Here is a 15845-nt window from a genome sequence, read left to right on the forward strand (position 1 = left end):
CATGCAGACGACCTTGAGTGAAAGCGCCAGCCAGCTGCCCCGCGCCGCAGAAGCCGAAAGCATTCTGCGCACCTGCGTGCACTGCGGGTTCTGCAATGCCACGTGCCCGACCTATCAATTGCTCGGCGATGAACTGGACGGCCCGCGGGGGCGCATCTACCTGATCAAGCAAGTGCTGGAAGGCAACGAGGTCACGCAAAAGACCCAGCAGCACCTGGATCGCTGCCTGTCGTGCCGCAACTGCGAAACCACCTGCCCGTCGGGGGTCGATTACCACAACCTGCTGGACATCGGTCGCGCGGTGGTCGATGCGGCGGTGCCGCGCCCCCTCGGTCAACGCCTGTTGCGCGAGGGGTTGCGGCAGACCGTGCCCCATCCAGAGCTGTTCAAGAGCCTGGTCAATAGCGGTCAGGTGTTCCGCGCGTTGCTGCCCGGCACCCTGCAAAGCAAGTTGCCGCGCAATGTCTACCCGGCCAAGCCGCGGCCCATGACCCTGCGTGAGCGTCAGGTGCTGATGCTCGAAGGTTGCGTGCAGCCCAGCCTGTCTCCCAACACCAATGCCGCGGCGGCGCGGGTGCTGGACCGGTTGGGGATCAGCGTCATCGCGACCCGCGAAGCCGGTTGCTGCGGCGCCGTGGACTACCACCTTGGCGCCCAGGTCGCCGGCCTCGATCGTGCCCGGTGTAACATCGACGCGTGGTGGCCGGGCATCGAAAAAGGCGTCGAAGCGATTGTGCAGACGGCCAGCGGTTGCGGCGCCTTCATCAAGGACTACGGCCATCTGCTCGCCAGCGACCCGGCCTATGCCGACAAGGCAAAAAAGGTCAGCGCGCTGGCCCGGGACCTTGTGGAGGTGTTGCGCGACGAGCCACTGGAAAAACTCGGCATCCACGCCTCCCAACGCCTGGCCTTCCATTGCCCCTGCACCTTGCAGCACGGACAGAAACTCGGCGGTGCCGTGGAAGCGCTGCTGACCGGACTCGGTTTCAACCTGACGTCCGTCCCCGACGGGCACCTGTGCTGCGGCTCGGCGGGCACCTATTCGCTGACCCAGCCCGAACTGTCGCGGCAGTTGCGCGACAACAAGCTCAACGCCCTGGAAAGCGGCCATCCCGAGATGATTGTCACGGCCAACATCGGCTGCCAGACGCACCTCGACGGCGCGGGCCGAACCCCGGTGCGGCACTGGATCGAACTGGTCGAAGCCGCCTTGCCTTAAGCCAATCCTGGAGGTCCCCATGAACAGCAAAGCCGTCCTGAGCCAGACCGAAGTCAGCCAGATCATCAAAGCCGCCCGCACCGAAGCACAGGCCAATCAATGGGCCGTGACCATCGTGGTAGTCGATGACGGCGGCCACCCGCTGGCCCTCGAACGCCTCGACGGCTGCGCGCCGAGCAGCGCGTATATCGCCACCGAAAAGGCCCGGACCTCAGCCCTTGGGCGGCGTGAAACGAAAAGCTATGAGGACATGGTCAACGCCGGGCGCTACGCTTTCCTGTCGGCACCGTTGTTGACTTCACTGGAAGGGGGAGTGCCGATTGTTTTCGATGGCCAGGTGGTTGGTGCTGTCGGAGTGTCGGGCGTCAAGCCCGAGCAAGATGCGCAAGTGGCCAAGGCCGGGGCGCAGTGTCTGAAATGAGGCTTTGGCATCACCATTTATCCCTGTGGGAGCGAGCTTGCTCGCGATGGCGGAGTGTCATTCAACATAGATATCGACTGGTCTGCCGCCATCGCGAGCAAGCTCGCTCCCACAGGGTCCGTGTTCAACCAGCCGAGAGGAGTTGCAGCAATGACCCGTCTAACTGCCAAAGACTTTTCCCCGCAACTGCTGGAACTGTACGACTACTACGCCCACGGCAAGATCAACCGCCGGGAGTTTCTCGACCGCGCGGCGTTGTTCACCTTCGGCGGATTGACGGCTGGAGCCCTGCTCGCCGCGCTAAGCCCCAACTACGCGCTGGCCGAGCAGGTCGAGTTCACCGATCCGGACATTGTTCCCGAGTACATCACCTACCCATCGCCCAAGGGCCATGGCCAGGTTCGCGGTTATCTGGTGCGCCCGGCCAAGGCCACGGGCAAAGTGCCGGCGGTGGTGGTCGTGCACGAAAACCGCGGGCTCAACCCGTACATCGAAGACGTGGCCCGACGTCTGGCCAAGGCCGGTTTCATCGCCCTCGCCCCTGACGGCCTGAGTTCGGTCGGCGGTTATCCCGGCAATGACGACAAGGGCCGAGAGTTGCAGGCCACGGTCGACCCGGAAAAGCTGATGAACGACTTTTTCGCCGCCGTCGAGTGGATGATGAAACACCCCGCTGCCACTGGAAAAGTCGGCATCACCGGGTTCTGCTACGGCGGTGGCGTGGCCAATGCTGCTGCCGTGGCCTATCCGGAACTGGGTGCCGCCGTGTCGTTTTATGGCCGTCAGCCAACGGCCGAGGAAGTGCCGCGGATCAAGGCACCGGTGATGCTGCACTACGGCGAACTGGATACGCGGATCAACGAAGGCTGGCCGGCCTATGAGAAAGCGTTGAAGGCCGGGGGCAAGACCTATGTGGCCTACATTTATCCGGGCTGCAATCATGGTTTCCACAACGACTCCACGCCGCGTTATGACGAGGCGGCGGCGAAGCTGGCGTGGGAGCGGACGTTGGGGTGGTTTAAAAAGTATCTGGTTTGAGCGGAATTACTCGGCTAGCAGTTCCGGCCTCATCGCGAGCAAGCTCGCTCCCACAGGGGACTTCTGTCGAACACAGATTTTGTGTTCACTGAAGTCCCCTGTGGGAGCGAGCTTGCTCGCGATAGCGGTTTGAAGGCCGCAGCAGTTATTTCGGTTGCGCCACCGTCCGCAGATACGGCTTCAGGGTCTTGAAGCCATCCGGGTATTTCTTCTTCGCGTCTTCGTCAGACACCGAGGTCGGGATGATCACGTCCTCACCCGGCCGCCAGTTCACTGGCGTGGCAACGGTGTGCTTGGCATTCAATTGCAGGGAATCGAGCAGGCGCAGCACTTCATCGAAATTGCGTCCGGCGCTCATCGGGTAGATCAGCATGGCCTTGACCTTCTTGTCCGGGCCGACGATGAACACCGAACGCACCGTGGCGTTGTCCACAGCCGTGCGCGCACCGCCGCTGGCATTGGGATGGATCATGTCGTAGAGCTTGGCCACCACCAGGTTTTCGTCGCCGATCAGCGGATAGTTGACCGCCGTACCCTGGGTCTCGGCGATGTCACCGACCCAGCGGTTGTGGTCACTGACCGGGTCGACGCTGAGGCCGATGATCTTGGTGTTGCGCTTGTCGAATTCCGGCTTGAGTTTGGCCAGGTAGCCCAGTTCGGTGGTGCACACCGGGGTGAAATCCTTGGGATGGGAAAACAGGATGGCCCACCCGTCGCCGATCCATTGGTGAAAGTTTAGGGTGCCTTCAGTGGTGTCCGCGGTGAAATCCGGTGCTTCGTCGCCAATACGGATAGCCATGTTCGATCTCCTTGCAGTGATGGACAGGGACGCCGTCAGGGCAGCAAATACGCTTTCAACGGCATGGACGCGAAACAGTATAGGAGAGGTTCCGGCACTCGCCGGCCTGCGCTGGGTGAGTCGCTAGCCCACCAGCGCAATCAGTTGCTGACGCTGGGCATCGGTCAGCATCGGGCCGAAACCGGCCCGGGCATTTTCCGCCATGTAGCGCGGGTTGCCGGTGCCCGGAATCACGCAGGTCACCGCCGAATGCGACAGCAGGAACTTCAGCGCCAGTTGCGCCCAGCTTTTGACCCCGACTTGCGCTGCCCAGCCTGGCAGCGGCTTATCCTTGAGTTTGGCCAGCAAGCCTCCACCGCCAAACGGCCGGTTACAGATCACCGCCACCCCCCGCTCGCGGCACAACGGCAGCAGGCGATTCTCGGCACCGCGATCATCCAGGGCGTAGTTGATCTGCAAGAAGTCCAGTGGCTCGGCCTTGAGTACCGTTTCCACTTCTGCATAGGCCGACGCCGTGTAATGGGTGATGCCGATGTAGCGGATGCGCCCTGCTTCCTTCCAGTGGCGCAGGGTCGGCAGGTGCGTCTGCCAGTCCAGCAGGTTGTGGATCTGCATCAGGTCGATCCGGTCGGTCTGCAACAGGGCGAAGGATTGCTCCATCTGCGCGATGCCTTCTTCGCGGCCCCGGGTCCACACTTTGGTGGCGAGGAACGCCGGTGAGCGTGGCTCATGGATCGACAGCAACTCGCCGACGGTCTGTTCGGCGCGACCGTACATCGGCGAGCTGTCGATCAACTTGCCACCCTTGTCGAACAACGCATCGAGCACCGCGGGCAAGTCTTTGTAGGCCGGTTGCACCGGCTCGACGTCGAATCCGCGATAAGTGCCCAGCCCTACGATCGGCAAGGACTCGTTACTGGAAGGAATGGCCCGGGTCTGCATGGTCTTGCCTCCTGTTCCCGTCGACGGCGCGGGTTGCGCAACCGCCGAACCAAACGTGAAGACCGCCGAAGCACCGGCAGCCAGCGTGAGTATTGCTCTACGGGTGTAACCCTCAGGATGGCTCATAAAACGCTTCTCACCAGTCGCACGGGCTCGGCCCGTTGAATCGACAATCCGGATAAACCGCGCCAGGGTCGATTGACTACACTCAGGAAGCCTTGCGGTGCCAGCCACTTTCAAACCCCGAGCCGTCAATGCCGCCCACTAACGTTAGTCGAATGTCACGCACCCTGGTGTTACTCGTCGTCATCGTCGCTGCGTTGTACCTGGCGCTGTGCGTGGCGCTGTTCGTGTTCCAGCGGGCACTGATTTATTTCCCGCAACCGCGTACCGTCGGCGGCGTCGAGACACTGCTCACCCTGCCGGTCGCCGACGCGCAGGTGCTGGTCTCCACCCGACCTCACGAGGGTCCCAACGCGCTGATTTATTTCGGCGGCAATGCCGAAGACGTCTCGCGCAACCTGCCCGCGTTCACCCAGGCGTTCCCTGACTACGCGCTATATCTGCTGCATTACCGCGGCTACGGCGGCAGTTCCGGTTCGCCTTGCGAAGAAGCCATTGCCCGCGATGCCATCACGTTGTTCGACCAGGTGTATGCCAGTCATCGGCATGTGGCGGTGGTCGGACGCAGCCTGGGTTCCGGGGTTGCCGTGCGCCTTGCCAGCGAACGCCCGGCCGCACGGCTGGTGCTGATCACACCCTACGACAGCCTGGAAGGGCTGGCCGCCCGCCAGTTCCGCTGGTTTCCGGTGCGCTGGTTGTTGAAGGACAAATACCCGTCCTGGCAATACGCTGCCCGCATCACGGTGCCGACTCGGCTGATTGCCGCCGAGCATGATGAAGTGATTGCGCGCCAGAGCACCGAGCGTTTGTATACACACTTCGCCAAAGGCGTGGCGTCATTGCAGGTGGTACCGGGGACGGGGCATAACTCGATCAGCGAAAGCCCTGAATACCTCAAGGCGCTGGGGGATGGGTTGTAACGGCAACACCGGACTTTGTGGCGAGGGGGCTTCCGGCGGCAAGCTATGACCATTCATCCGAGAATTCACCAACGCCCAATAAAAACATATTTTTATGCCTATATTGATATTGTCGAACGTTCCCACTCTCAGAGGGTCCCGTCATGAATATCAAAACCCTGGCTTTGCTCCTGCTGGCGTTGTGTGCGCAACCGGTCTGGAGCCAGACGCCCGCCGCCTCACCTGCCGCTGTCGACAGCCCCGCGCTGACCACGCGCCTGGCCGAGCGTGACCTTTGGGTCGAACACATTTTCTGGATCAGAAACTACGCGCTGGCCAATCAATCCGCCGATAAAAAGCAAGCCAAAGTCGCGGCGGACCAGGTCGTCGACAACGCGACCAAAATCGCCAACAGCATCGCCCCGCTCTACGGTCAACCGGCGGCGGATCAACTGCTCAAGCTGCTGGCCGGTCACTGGGGCGCAGTGAAACACTACAGCGATGCCACCGTCGCGAAAGACGCCAAGGGCAAGCAGGCTGCCGTCGCCGAGCTGACCAGCAATGCCAAGGCGATTGCGGCTTTCCTGGCCACCGCCAACCCCAATCTGCCTGAAGCCACACTGGTCAACATGCTGTCGGCCCATGGCGGTCACCACGTCGCCCAGATCGATGAGTTTGCCGCGCACGATTACGCCGGCGAAGCCCGCACCTGGGCGATGATGCGCACGCACGTCCAGGCCCTGGCCGACGCGCTGACCGCTGCGCTGGTCAAGCAATTCCCTGACAAGTTCTGATATCGCGCGAGGGCATCCCATGCTGGAAGGACTGGGCCGAACACAGCAGGACCTGCTCAATGCGCTGCTGCACCATGCGGGCGGCATGAGCATTGACGAGTTGGCTGAACATCTGGCCGTCACGCGCACGGCGATCCGCCAACATTTGGCGGCGCTGGAGCGTGACGGTCTGGTGCTGCGCGGCGACACCCGTCCGACGGGTCGTCGTCCGGAGCAGTTGTATCGGCTCACCGACCACGCGCGGGAGCAGTTCCCTCGCCACTATCAGCTACTGGCCAGCGTATTGATTGATGAAGTCGCCGCCATCATCGGCCCCGAAGCCCTGGCCACGCTGATGCGCAGCATGGGCCGCAAGCTGGCTTCGGAGCTGGAACAACAGGTCGTGGACGAAGCAAGGATCGTCCAGCACATGAACCAGACAGGCTACGAGGCCGAGGTGTTTTTTCGCTCAGGAGACACCCCGGAAATCGTCGCGCATAACTGCGTCTTCCATCGCCTGGCCGCTGCCCACCCGGTGGTCTGCCAACTGGACCTGGCCTTGATCGGCACGCTGGGCGGCGGTGAAGTCGAACACCGCGAGTGCATGGTGCGCGGCGGGCATGTCTGTCGTTTCAGGCTGCGACCGAGAGAGGACCAGGATCCCGTTTAAACGGCGCACCACGCCTTCCCCTTCGTCGAACGCATCGGTTGGACGACAGGCAGTTGCTTGTCCGCCGTGAACCTTGTGTCGAGTCACCAGTCATACCCAGCGCTTTCCCCCCACTCCTATCGTCGTCATCTCATCCGAGTTGCCCGTCCCATGCGCCAAACTGCCGTTGCCTTGCGCTTTTCTTCGCTGTGCCTGTTTTCCCTGCTCCCGTTTTTTGCCAGCCCCGCCCACGCCGATGGGCAACGGCAACTGGTCGATGCCATCAACGACTATCGCGCCCATCCGCAACGCTGCGACCGGCGGCCGACGCAACGTTTGTCACCCCTGACACTCAAGTCGAACCTGGCCTTGCCCGTTGGCTATGGCGGTGGGTTGCGGGAGCGGTTAAAGGCTTCCGGTTATCAGGCAACCATGGTGCGCTCCATCCGCGTGGTGGGTGCACGGGATGCCGAAGAAGCCTTCGATATGTTCCAGGACGAACACTGTGCCGCACTGCTCGACAATCAATACGCCGACATCGGCGTCAGCCGCGCCGGGAGTGAGTGGCAAGTGGTGCTGGCACGGCCGGTGCTCGACGGGCAGACCGGCGATCCACGCAGCGCCGCACAGGCATTGCTGGCGCAGGTCAACGCCGCCCGGGCAAAGCCGCGCCTGTGTGGTCGCCAGCGCTTCGGGGCCGCGCGGCCGCTGACCTGGAACGCCTCCCTCGGCGCCGCCGCCCAGGGCCATAGCAAGGCCATGGCCTACGGCAACTATTTCGCCCACCAGGACCCCGACGGCGACATGCCCTACGACCGCGCCAAGGCCGCCGGTTACCGTGGCCGGCAGATCGGTGAAAACATCGCCGCCGGGCAAGGCTCACCGAGCAAGGCCATGGCCGGCTGGCTCGCCAGCCCCGGACACTGCGCCAACCTGATGAACCCGATGTTCACCCAGGTCGGTGCCGCTTACGCCGCCAACGCCCGCAGCGACAACGGTGTTTACTGGACGATGCTGTTTGGCGCGCCCTGAGCCGCTGACCAGACCCACCTTGCGGGCATTAAAAAGCCCGCACTGGGCGGGCTCGCGGGTGAGTGAAGTAGGTGGCCGGCGCTGGTCTCCGGCTTACAAGGTTTATCAGGCCTCCCACAAAAGAGCCGTGAATCTGTCTTGGAACTCTTCTGCTTCACACGGCATAAGGGCTGGATCCCAGCGCGGGGATCTTTCTAACCGTGTACCCTTCGGAACGCGCCCCACGTCTCCTTGCTATCCTTTTGCGCATCAGTCTGCGTCTTCACCTACAAGGTTGAGGATAGCAAAACAGGCACGATTGCCAACCAGGCTTTTAGACCGATTTCGACCAGCAGAAAACATGGCAGGACGGAAAAATACTATCGGTGTGCAGATGACTGTATATGGATGAATTGCGCCAAGGCAGTTGCCTTTCTGCTCGCGATGAGGCCGGCACATTCAACATTGATATCGGCTGACCCACCGCTATCGCGAGCAAGCTCGCTCCCACAGTGATTTCGGTTGCTTGCAGATTTTGCGTACACCCACTAACCCAGTGGGAGCGAGCTTGCTCGCGATGGCGTCCTTACAGTCAGCATCGGTGTGACTGACCCACCGCTATCGCGAGCGAGCTCGCTCCCACAAAGGTTGTACCTGGTGTACTTGGCAGCATCGCCTCACGAAGGCCGGCGCACCACCCTCACCTTGCCGCTGTCGCCGCCACCGCAGAACAACCGCTCGCCGCCATCGGACTCCAGCCCCGACACGCCCACGCCTTCGGGCATTTTCAGGCTCTGCAGCACTTCGCCCGATTGCGGATCGATCCGGCGCAGCTCGCTTTCATCGCCTTCCCACGTACCGTGCCACAGCGCGCCGTCCACCCAGGTCACGCCGGTAACGAAACGGTTGGATTCGATGGTGCGCAGGATCTTGCCGTTCTCGGGGTCGATCTGGTGGATCTTGCGTTCGCGGTACTGGCCCACCCACAACGTCCCTTCGGCCCAGGTCAGTCCCGAATCGGTGCCTGCGCCGGGGGCGGGAATCGTGGCGAGGATACGGCCGGTGCGGGGGTCGATCTTGTCGATGCGGTCTTCGGCGATCTGGAACAGATGCTCGCCATCGAACGCGGTGCCGGCATGGGCAGCGACATCGATCGAGCTCAGCACCTTGCCGCTTTGCGGGTCCAGGGCGTTGATTTTGCTGTTGCTGGCGAACCAGACCTTTTCGCCGTCCCAGGTGACGCCGCACACATGGTCGACATCGGCAAACGGGCCATATTCACGAATGATCTCAGCAGTTGCGTGTTTCATTCCGGCATTCCTCATTGGGGTTGGTGGCGTTCATCCTAGCCACCGGGCGGCGGTGCCGGGAGTAACAAGGTCGTCGCGAATCCCGGCACGGGCGGCGTCATCCAGCGCCGCGCGCGACCACGGCCAAACCATTGCACCTTGCCCTCCTCTGCCAGTGTATCGAGTGTGCGCTGTACCGTGCGCTGGCTAGTGCCCAGCGCCAATGCCAGGGCGGAGCTCGACCACGACTCGCCATCGGCGAGGCAGGCAAATACCGCGGCAAATTTTTCCTCGACCGGCGGCGCCAGTGTCACCACCTGCGTACACACCGGTGATTGCAGGGCAAAACCGCGAGCCGTCGCGGTGATGCCGGCCAAGGGCTTGAGTGCCTGACGCAGCCTGCCGATTTCCACGCGAAGCCGGGCGCGATGGGATTCATCCGAAAGCTTCAAGCGGAACGCCCGCGCGATCAGCGTTTCCCGCGCGACGTCGGCGGGCCACGCTTCGGCCAACGCGCGGGCAAGCATGAACAGAATCGGCCGCGTCGCGAGCGACACCGACATGCCACAGCCACGCACAGCGTACCGGCAGGCATCCACCACCAGCGACGTTGAACCGAGCAACGCTTGAACTTCACCGAGCAACAGCGGCCGTGCCTCACCCTGGGCAATCAGGCGTGCCGCGGGGGCATCGAGCAGGCGCGCAGCGTGTTCGACCTCGGCCATCAGCGCGGCAATCCCCGCTTGACTGGCCGCTTGCCCGGCCCTCGTCAACGCGTCCCGTGCCGCGTTCGATTGCAGGCGTCGAATGGCAATACCCGCCAGTACCAGTTCATGGGTCGCACGCAATGCCGGCGGCAATGGCCCGGGATCGAGTTCGGCCAGTCGCTGCTGCGCCTCATCGAGCTGACCAATCAGCAGCATCCGGCGGATTTGCAGATACCGCGCATGGGCGGCATTGACCCGGTCACCGTGGTGTTCAAGGGTGACCCGCGCCGTTTCGAGCGCCTTGACCGGCCACCCGAGTTCCCGCGAAGCCAGGGCGATCTCGGCCTCGGCCACCACACAGCGCGCACGGGCCAGCACTTCCCTGGGCGCAAAGGCCCGTTGCGCACGCCTGACCAGCGCCCGGGCCCGCACCAGATCGCCCAGTTGCGCCATGGCGATACCGCGCAGGGCCAGCGCCGGCGCATCGTCGCGCAAGGCCACACGGTCCAGTGCGCCCAGCGGGTTCCCTGCGGCCAGCGCCTGGGCAGCTGCCATGATCATCGAGTCCATCGAAATCCCGCCACACTTGTCACTCCCCTCATTCGATACCCGGGTTTAGTCTAAATCACGACCTTTCACCAGGAGCGTACAACGATGAACACCCACAATACCGCGACCCGGGAACAATGGCTGGCAGCACGCCTGCAACTGCTCGAAGCGGAAAAGGCCCTGACCCGACGCAGCGATGAAGTCGCCAGGCAACGCCAGGCATTGCCCTGGGTTCGTCTCGACAAGACGTACCGTTTCGATACCGACAACGGCAGCGCAACCCTGGCCGAGCTCTTTCAAGGGCGCTCGCAACTGCTGGTCTACCACTTCATGTTCGGGCCCGACTACACGGCCGGCTGCCCGTCCTGCTCAGCCATCGCCGATAGTTTCGACCCCATCGTCGTCCACCTGGCGAACCACGACGTGACCCTGATGGCCATATCCCGCGCGCCGTTGGCGAAACTGCAGGCCTACAAGCGCCGAATGGGCTGGACCTTCCCCTGGGCCTCGGCCGCCGACAGCGACTTCACCGCCGACTTCAACGTTTACTTCACCGAAGCGCAGCAGCGTGAAGGGCTGGTCGAGTACAACTACCAGCGCGGCGGCCATGCCATGGACGCCAGTGAAGTTCCGGAACCGGTGAAACAGTTCGCCGCGACCTGTGGCACCGATGCGCCGACCTATACCCGCGACAGGCCAGGACTGAGTACGTTTGTGCTGGAAGACGGCGAGATCTATCACACCTATTCCACCTACGCCCGGGGCCTGGACGGATTGTGGGGCATGTACCAATGGCTCGACCGCGCACCCAAGGGACGCAATGAAACGGGGCCCTGGTGGCGCCGGCATGATGAGTACCAGTGAGCGCCAGCAGCGTCACTGACCGTCGATGAAGATGTCGGCCAGATTGTCCACCGGTGCAGGCTTGGTCTGGGAGACTCAGCGCCGGGTCGCCCATTCCTGCCATCCCTCGGCACGGTCCGGGGTGTATCGCGGCACAAAGTCGCCGCGCGACGCTGCTCCCGGTTCTGCCAACTGGGCAGCAAGAGCTCTATGATGCCTTGATCGGGCTCAGCATCCGACAAGGCGAAGTCGGTTCATCAGTAGAACTCGTCTAGCAAACAGTAAAACGCTATACGTTGCTGATCTGGCTCTACACCATAGGCGCGAAAAAATGGCGCTACCCATGCCTGTCCAAGGTTGCGCTCTATGCTTCGGACAGCCAGTGCAAGATCTTGATAGATGTCACTGATGCCCAGCCGGCTGCAGTCGATGTAGCCGGTAAAGCTGCTTCCTTCGACCATGAAATTCGGTAGGCAGGCATCGCCGTGGGTGACCGCAAGATCATAGGTTTCAGGGAGCGTCGACAGCATCTCTGCGAAAACATCCTCAGCGGTCCGACCCAACCGCGCATCGTCAAAGTCTGCCTCGTCAACGAGCCCGGCACTCACTCGACTCCTGGCGGCGGCTATGCGCAGCTCCAAGGGGTGATCAAAGGGACATGTCTCAATTGGCATCTGGTGCAGAGTACGTAGTGCCGCCGCCAGGATGCTGATGACTTGGGGTGGAGACAAATCGTTGGCACTGGCCAGATCATGTCCAGGGACGGCACTCATGAGTAACCAATGGCGATTGTTTTCTGTCGTAGCATCAAGAACTGTTGGCCCAGGCAGGTCAAGCCGGCTCATCCAACGAAGACGCTCAATCTCTTCCGGCAGCTCACTGTGTACGCCAATGGGCTCGGACTTCACGAACAGGTGTTCCCCATTGATGCAGCGGATGCGAGAAACCTCGGCTCCTGACTCTCCGATAGTTTGTCGTTCAATAGGCGCCCCACTGAATGTTTGGGACCATTGGGTAGGAATGTACATACTGTCACTTACTCAAGTGTTGGCGGATTTACTGCCAGTCGGTTGCATGACAAACAAGACTCAAACCAAAGGTTATCGCCGAACGTCTACCATGGGTTGTGCTGCCCTTCACGACAGGCTGCGGTCTGCCGATTCTGTTGAAAAAGTCGGTCTGCCCAAACTGCCTGATCATTGATTGGTGAACACGCCTTTTTTGCACGCTGCTACGTGAAATCCGAGTCCGGATGCTTCTGCCAAAAGTAAAGATTTCAATCTCGGACGCCTACTTTTTTTGATGCGCAAACCATGGGCGACTTTTTCAACAGAACCGGCCAAGAGTGGTCATCCGCGATCTGAAACCGTAACGCCGATGAAGATCAGCAGCTCCAAAAGCGATTCGGTCCATTGCCTGCGTCGTAACCTCGGCGTTTGATCGCACCTGCCCCGGGCGTTGAGAAGCGAAAGCGCAACTTATCTATCGTGCAGATGCTTTTTCAAGAATGACCGGGTTCGTTCGTGGACGGGGTTTTGCAGGATCTCTTGCGGCGCCCCTTCCTCCACTACAACCCCGCCATCCATAAAAACAATCCGGTCTGCCACCTCACCTGCAAAGCGCATTTCATGAGTGACGATCAACATCGTCATGTGCTCCGCAGCGAGTTGTTTCATGACCTGGTTGACCTCTTCGACAAGCTCGGGGTCCAGTGCCGATGTAGCTTCATCGAACAGCATGACCTTTGGCTGCATCGCCAGTGCCCTTGCTATGGCAACGCGCTGCTTCTGTCCGCCCGACAGGCGAGAAGGATATTCATCGAGTTTGTTGGCCAATCCAACTTTTGACAAATACTCCAATGCCAGCTCACGAGATGCTTTTTTCGTAACCCCCTTGAGTTTTATCGGGCCAAGAGCAATGTTTTCACACACGGTCAAATGCGGAAACAGATTGAAGTGCTGGAATACCATGCCCATCTGCTGACGCACGGCATTTATATGCTGTTCAAACGCACGACCTTTCAATGGCCGATTGACTTGCTCACCCTCTAACCAGATCTCGCCATCATCAAGTGCTTCCAGGTGATTGATTGACCGCAGAAGCGTGCTTTTGCCTGATCCGCTTGGTCCGATAATGGCGACGATTTGTCCGCGAGATACGGAAAGATCGATTCCCTTGAGTACTTCAAGTGCTCCGTAAGCCTTGCGAGCGTTCTTCACCTCAACCATGAATTCTTTTCTTATCATCGTGACATCTCTACTTTTTTTTCGAGAAAATGCAGGCCGGCTTCGAGAACAAGATTGGTTGCATAATAAACAACCGCAACAGTCAGATAAAACTCAAACGGGCTATAGGTCTCGCTCACGGCAAGTTGCGCACTGTATACCAACTCGGCAATACCGATTATGGAAACCAGAGAGGTGTCCTTCAACAGGACAATCAGATTGTTTCCCAGCGGCGCAATAGTCCTGCGAAGCGCTTGCGGCACGATGATGTAACGCTGGGTCTGCCCACGGCTGAAGCCTATAGACCGGGCCCCCTCAATTTGACCAGGGTCTACTGACATCACGCCGGCACGAATGACGTCGGCGTTATAGACGGCGAAATGCAGGCTAAGACCTATGATGCCTGCCACCAGCGCAGGAATATCGACCCCTACTTGCACAAGACCATAATAAATCACGTACAACTGAAGCAGGAGTGGAGTCCCCATGAGCAACCACGTAATGAAGCGCACGGGCAGAGACAACAACTTAGGCGCATAAAGAACAATGAGTGCAAAGGCCACCCCTGCCATCAAACTCAATACGCTGGAACTTAAAAACATTAAAACCGTCCACCCAAGGCCTGTCGCAAGCAGCTCGGAATAAGGTGCAACTATACTAAGATCCAGGCTTTGCATTTTAACGCTCTCACTTTGCCGCGTATCGATTATCGAGATAGTCAACAACAAACCTGACAAAGTAGACCATCACGATGTAAAGCAGCGCAGACATCATGAACATCTCAAAGGGTTTGAACGTTGAACTGATAAAGCGTTGCGCTGTATATGAAAGTTCAACAACCGAGATCGTCGACACCAATGCAGAACCTTTGACAAGTGCGACAGCGTTGACACCTAGCGGCCTTATCATCAATTTTGCAGCTTGTGGCAGCGTGATAAGCCATAAGGTTTGACCACGTCCGAAGCCAATTGAACGTGCCGCTTCTTCCTGGCCAAGGTCAACGTTGATGATTGCGCCACGAATGGATTCCGCCATGTAAGCAGCGATGTTCAGGCCCAAACCGATTACACCTGCAGCAAATGGCTCCAGCTCAAGCCCGATCTGCGGCCCACCGAAGTAAATGATGAACAGCTGAACCAGACAGGGAGTGCCGCGGAAAACGCTTATGTAGATTCTTGCGAAGTACCGAAATATAAGAACAGTGGACAACCGCGCAGCAACCAGCACGATAGCGACCAGCAAACCAAGTAGCAGTGCGAGTACCGAGATCTGCAGCGTAATCCAGGCTGCCTCCAGGAAAAACGGGAATGTGCGCTGTATGAGTGTCAGATCCATGGGAACGCTCAGAAAAGTCCGATTGGCCGGCCCGACGCTCAGTCGAGCCATGCTGAATACGAATTAGCGAATATCGTTGCCAATCCACTTCATCGAGATCTTTTCGTAGGTGCCATCGGCGAGCATATCTTCAAGGGCTTTTTGCATCGTCGCCTTGAGTTCAGGGTTATTTTTGCGCAACGCAATTCCCATTCCCTCAAGAGCACCATCGCTATCCGGTGGAGTAATGATGCGAACCTTCTGCCCGGTTTCCTTGACGGCGACCAACACTGGAACACTGTCCATCACAATCGCATCGATACGTCCGGCGTCCAGATCGACAAGCATTTCGGGAAGACCTTTATACGCTCTCACCTTCAGGTTGCCGCGGGCCCTGGCCCATTTATCGTGCGCATCTCCGAGCGTAACGCCGACAACAACATCCTTGAGATCATCAAGGCTTTTGATCGAGGAATCGTCCTTCACTACGATCGTACGACCAGCATGGTAATAGGGCCCAACGAAATCGACTGCCCTCTGCCGTTCCGGGGTAATGGTCATCGAAGCGATAATGGCGTCATATTTTTTCGCGAGAAGACCTGCAATTATCCCGTCGAATGGCGTGGTAATGATCGTCACTTTTACCCCCATCCGCTCGGCCAGCGCCTCGCTGATGGAAGCGTCGAAACCGACAATCTGGTTCTGCTCGTTGGCAAAGCTGAAGGGCGAGTATTGACCGCTCATCGCGATACGGATCTCTTTGGAATCCTGGATCGACTGCAAATCATCAGCGTGAACAACTGAAGTGGAAAGTAGTGCCGCAGCCGCCACAGTGGAAGCGACAATCAAACCCTTGAGCTTTTTAATTAGCATTGAATGGCACCTTGGAAGAATTGTTTTTTATTTTTCTGGGGTTATTCACCCGGCCTTCATGAAAAGTCTTGCATAGGCAACTTTGGAAAGCACCCGGCAAGGTGTCAGCCTGACTGACACATTGCCGGAGTTGGCCGACACTATGTCGGGTAGTCACATCGTCCAACCAGG

Annotated in this window: 17 protein-coding genes and 1 pseudogene; 9 read left to right on the forward strand and 9 right to left on the reverse strand. The window is 59.8% G+C overall.

From position 1 onward, the window contains the following. Position 1 precedes the first annotated feature (1 nt). The 3 genes from glcF to yghX all read left to right on the forward strand — a co-directional run bounded on the left by glcF (position 2) and on the right by yghX (position 2678). On the forward strand, positions 2–1219 hold the full coding sequence (gene glcF, locus ACM6IK_RS12100; protein ID WP_414874509.1) for a glycolate oxidase subunit GlcF: 1218 nt from the start codon (positions 2–4) through the stop codon (positions 1217–1219). Between the two features lie 19 nt (positions 1220–1238). After that, the gene (locus ACM6IK_RS12105; RefSeq protein WP_414874510.1) at positions 1239–1640 is read left to right on the forward strand and encodes a heme-binding protein; all 402 of its coding nucleotides are present in this window, start codon (positions 1239–1241) and stop codon (positions 1638–1640) included. A gap of 150 nt (positions 1641–1790) precedes the next feature. Beyond that, positions 1791–2678: a YghX family hydrolase gene (gene yghX, locus ACM6IK_RS12110; protein WP_414874511.1), complete on the forward strand. Its 888-nt coding sequence runs from the start codon at positions 1791–1793 to the stop codon at positions 2676–2678. Between the two features lie 145 nt (positions 2679–2823). Here the strand turns inward: yghX and ACM6IK_RS12115 are convergent, their stop codons facing one another. Both ACM6IK_RS12115 and ACM6IK_RS12120 read right to left on the reverse strand, forming a co-directional pair. Then, positions 2824–3477: a peroxiredoxin gene (locus ACM6IK_RS12115; protein WP_414874512.1), complete on the reverse strand. Its 654-nt coding sequence runs from the start codon at positions 3475–3477 to the stop codon at positions 2824–2826. A gap of 123 nt (positions 3478–3600) precedes the next feature. Further along, entirely contained in the window at positions 3601–4545 is a 945-nt protein-coding gene (locus tag ACM6IK_RS12120) for an aldo/keto reductase (protein WP_414874513.1), read from the reverse strand. 128 nt (positions 4546–4673) lie between these two features. Between ACM6IK_RS12120 and ACM6IK_RS12125 the strand changes: the two genes are divergently transcribed. From ACM6IK_RS12125 to ACM6IK_RS12140, 4 genes are all read left to right on the forward strand, one after another. After that, positions 4674–5462, forward strand: coding sequence for an alpha/beta hydrolase (locus ACM6IK_RS12125; protein ID WP_414874514.1), 789 nt, complete (start codon positions 4674–4676; stop codon positions 5460–5462). 143 nt (positions 5463–5605) lie between these two features. Next, positions 5606–6235 (forward strand): hypothetical protein, encoded by a 630-nt coding sequence (locus ACM6IK_RS12130; protein WP_218431862.1) that lies wholly within the window; start codon positions 5606–5608, stop codon positions 6233–6235. A 19-nt stretch (positions 6236–6254) separates the two neighbouring features. Beyond that, entirely contained in the window at positions 6255–6884 is a 630-nt protein-coding gene (locus ACM6IK_RS12135; RefSeq protein WP_414874515.1) for a helix-turn-helix transcriptional regulator, read from the forward strand. 150 nt (positions 6885–7034) lie between these two features. After that, the gene (locus ACM6IK_RS12140; RefSeq protein WP_414874516.1) at positions 7035–7895 is read left to right on the forward strand and encodes a CAP domain-containing protein; all 861 of its coding nucleotides are present in this window, start codon (positions 7035–7037) and stop codon (positions 7893–7895) included. A gap of 656 nt (positions 7896–8551) precedes the next feature. Here ACM6IK_RS12140 and ACM6IK_RS12145 read toward each other — a convergent pair. Both ACM6IK_RS12145 and ACM6IK_RS12150 read right to left on the reverse strand, forming a co-directional pair. Continuing rightward, complete coding sequence (locus ACM6IK_RS12145) at positions 8552–9184, reverse strand: DUF5074 domain-containing protein (RefSeq protein WP_414874517.1); 633 nt, start codon at positions 9182–9184, stop codon at positions 8552–8554. Positions 9185–9219: 35 nt separating this feature from the next. After that, positions 9220–10440 carry a helix-turn-helix domain-containing protein gene (locus ACM6IK_RS12150; protein WP_414874518.1) on the reverse strand — a complete coding sequence of 407 codons (1221 nt, stop codon included), beginning with the start codon at positions 10438–10440 and terminating at the stop codon, positions 9220–9222. A gap of 84 nt (positions 10441–10524) precedes the next feature. Between ACM6IK_RS12150 and ACM6IK_RS12155 the strand changes: the two genes are divergently transcribed. Together ACM6IK_RS12155 and ACM6IK_RS12160 are read left to right on the forward strand one after the other, a co-directional pair. Continuing rightward, positions 10525–11283 (forward strand): DUF899 domain-containing protein, encoded by a 759-nt coding sequence (locus ACM6IK_RS12155; RefSeq protein ID WP_218431866.1) that lies wholly within the window; start codon positions 10525–10527, stop codon positions 11281–11283. A 140-nt stretch (positions 11284–11423) separates the two neighbouring features. Then, a pseudogene (locus tag ACM6IK_RS12160) lies at positions 11424–11537 on the forward strand (thiamine biosynthesis protein ThiJ); the annotation flags it as partial. Here ACM6IK_RS12160 and ACM6IK_RS12165 read toward each other — a convergent pair. The 5 genes from ACM6IK_RS12165 to ACM6IK_RS12185 all read right to left on the reverse strand — a co-directional run bounded on the left by ACM6IK_RS12165 (position 11520) and on the right by ACM6IK_RS12185 (position 15674). Then, positions 11520–12290 carry an APH(3') family aminoglycoside O-phosphotransferase gene (locus tag ACM6IK_RS12165; protein WP_414874519.1) on the reverse strand — a complete coding sequence of 257 codons (771 nt, stop codon included), beginning with the start codon at positions 12288–12290 and terminating at the stop codon, positions 11520–11522. The pseudogene ACM6IK_RS12160 and the gene ACM6IK_RS12165 overlap by 18 nt on opposite strands. 450 nt (positions 12291–12740) lie before the next feature. After that, the gene (locus ACM6IK_RS12170) at positions 12741–13490 is read right to left on the reverse strand and encodes an amino acid ABC transporter ATP-binding protein (protein ID WP_414874520.1); all 750 of its coding nucleotides are present in this window, start codon (positions 13488–13490) and stop codon (positions 12741–12743) included. Between the two features lie 14 nt (positions 13491–13504). Further along, a complete protein-coding gene (locus ACM6IK_RS12175) occupies positions 13505–14164 on the reverse strand; it encodes an amino acid ABC transporter permease (RefSeq protein WP_414874521.1) in 660 nt (219 codons plus the stop codon). 10 nt (positions 14165–14174) lie between these two features. After that, positions 14175–14822 carry an amino acid ABC transporter permease gene (locus tag ACM6IK_RS12180; protein ID WP_414874522.1) on the reverse strand — a complete coding sequence of 216 codons (648 nt, stop codon included), beginning with the start codon at positions 14820–14822 and terminating at the stop codon, positions 14175–14177. Between the two features lie 63 nt (positions 14823–14885). After that, the gene (locus ACM6IK_RS12185; RefSeq protein WP_414874523.1) at positions 14886–15674 is read right to left on the reverse strand and encodes an ABC transporter substrate-binding protein; all 789 of its coding nucleotides are present in this window, start codon (positions 15672–15674) and stop codon (positions 14886–14888) included. Between the last annotated feature and the right edge of the window lie 171 nt (positions 15675–15845).

Origin of the sequence: Pseudomonas sp. IT-196MI5 (assembly GCF_949767415.1) — a bacterium.
Lineage (GTDB): Bacteria > Pseudomonadota > Gammaproteobacteria > Pseudomonadales > Pseudomonadaceae > Aquipseudomonas.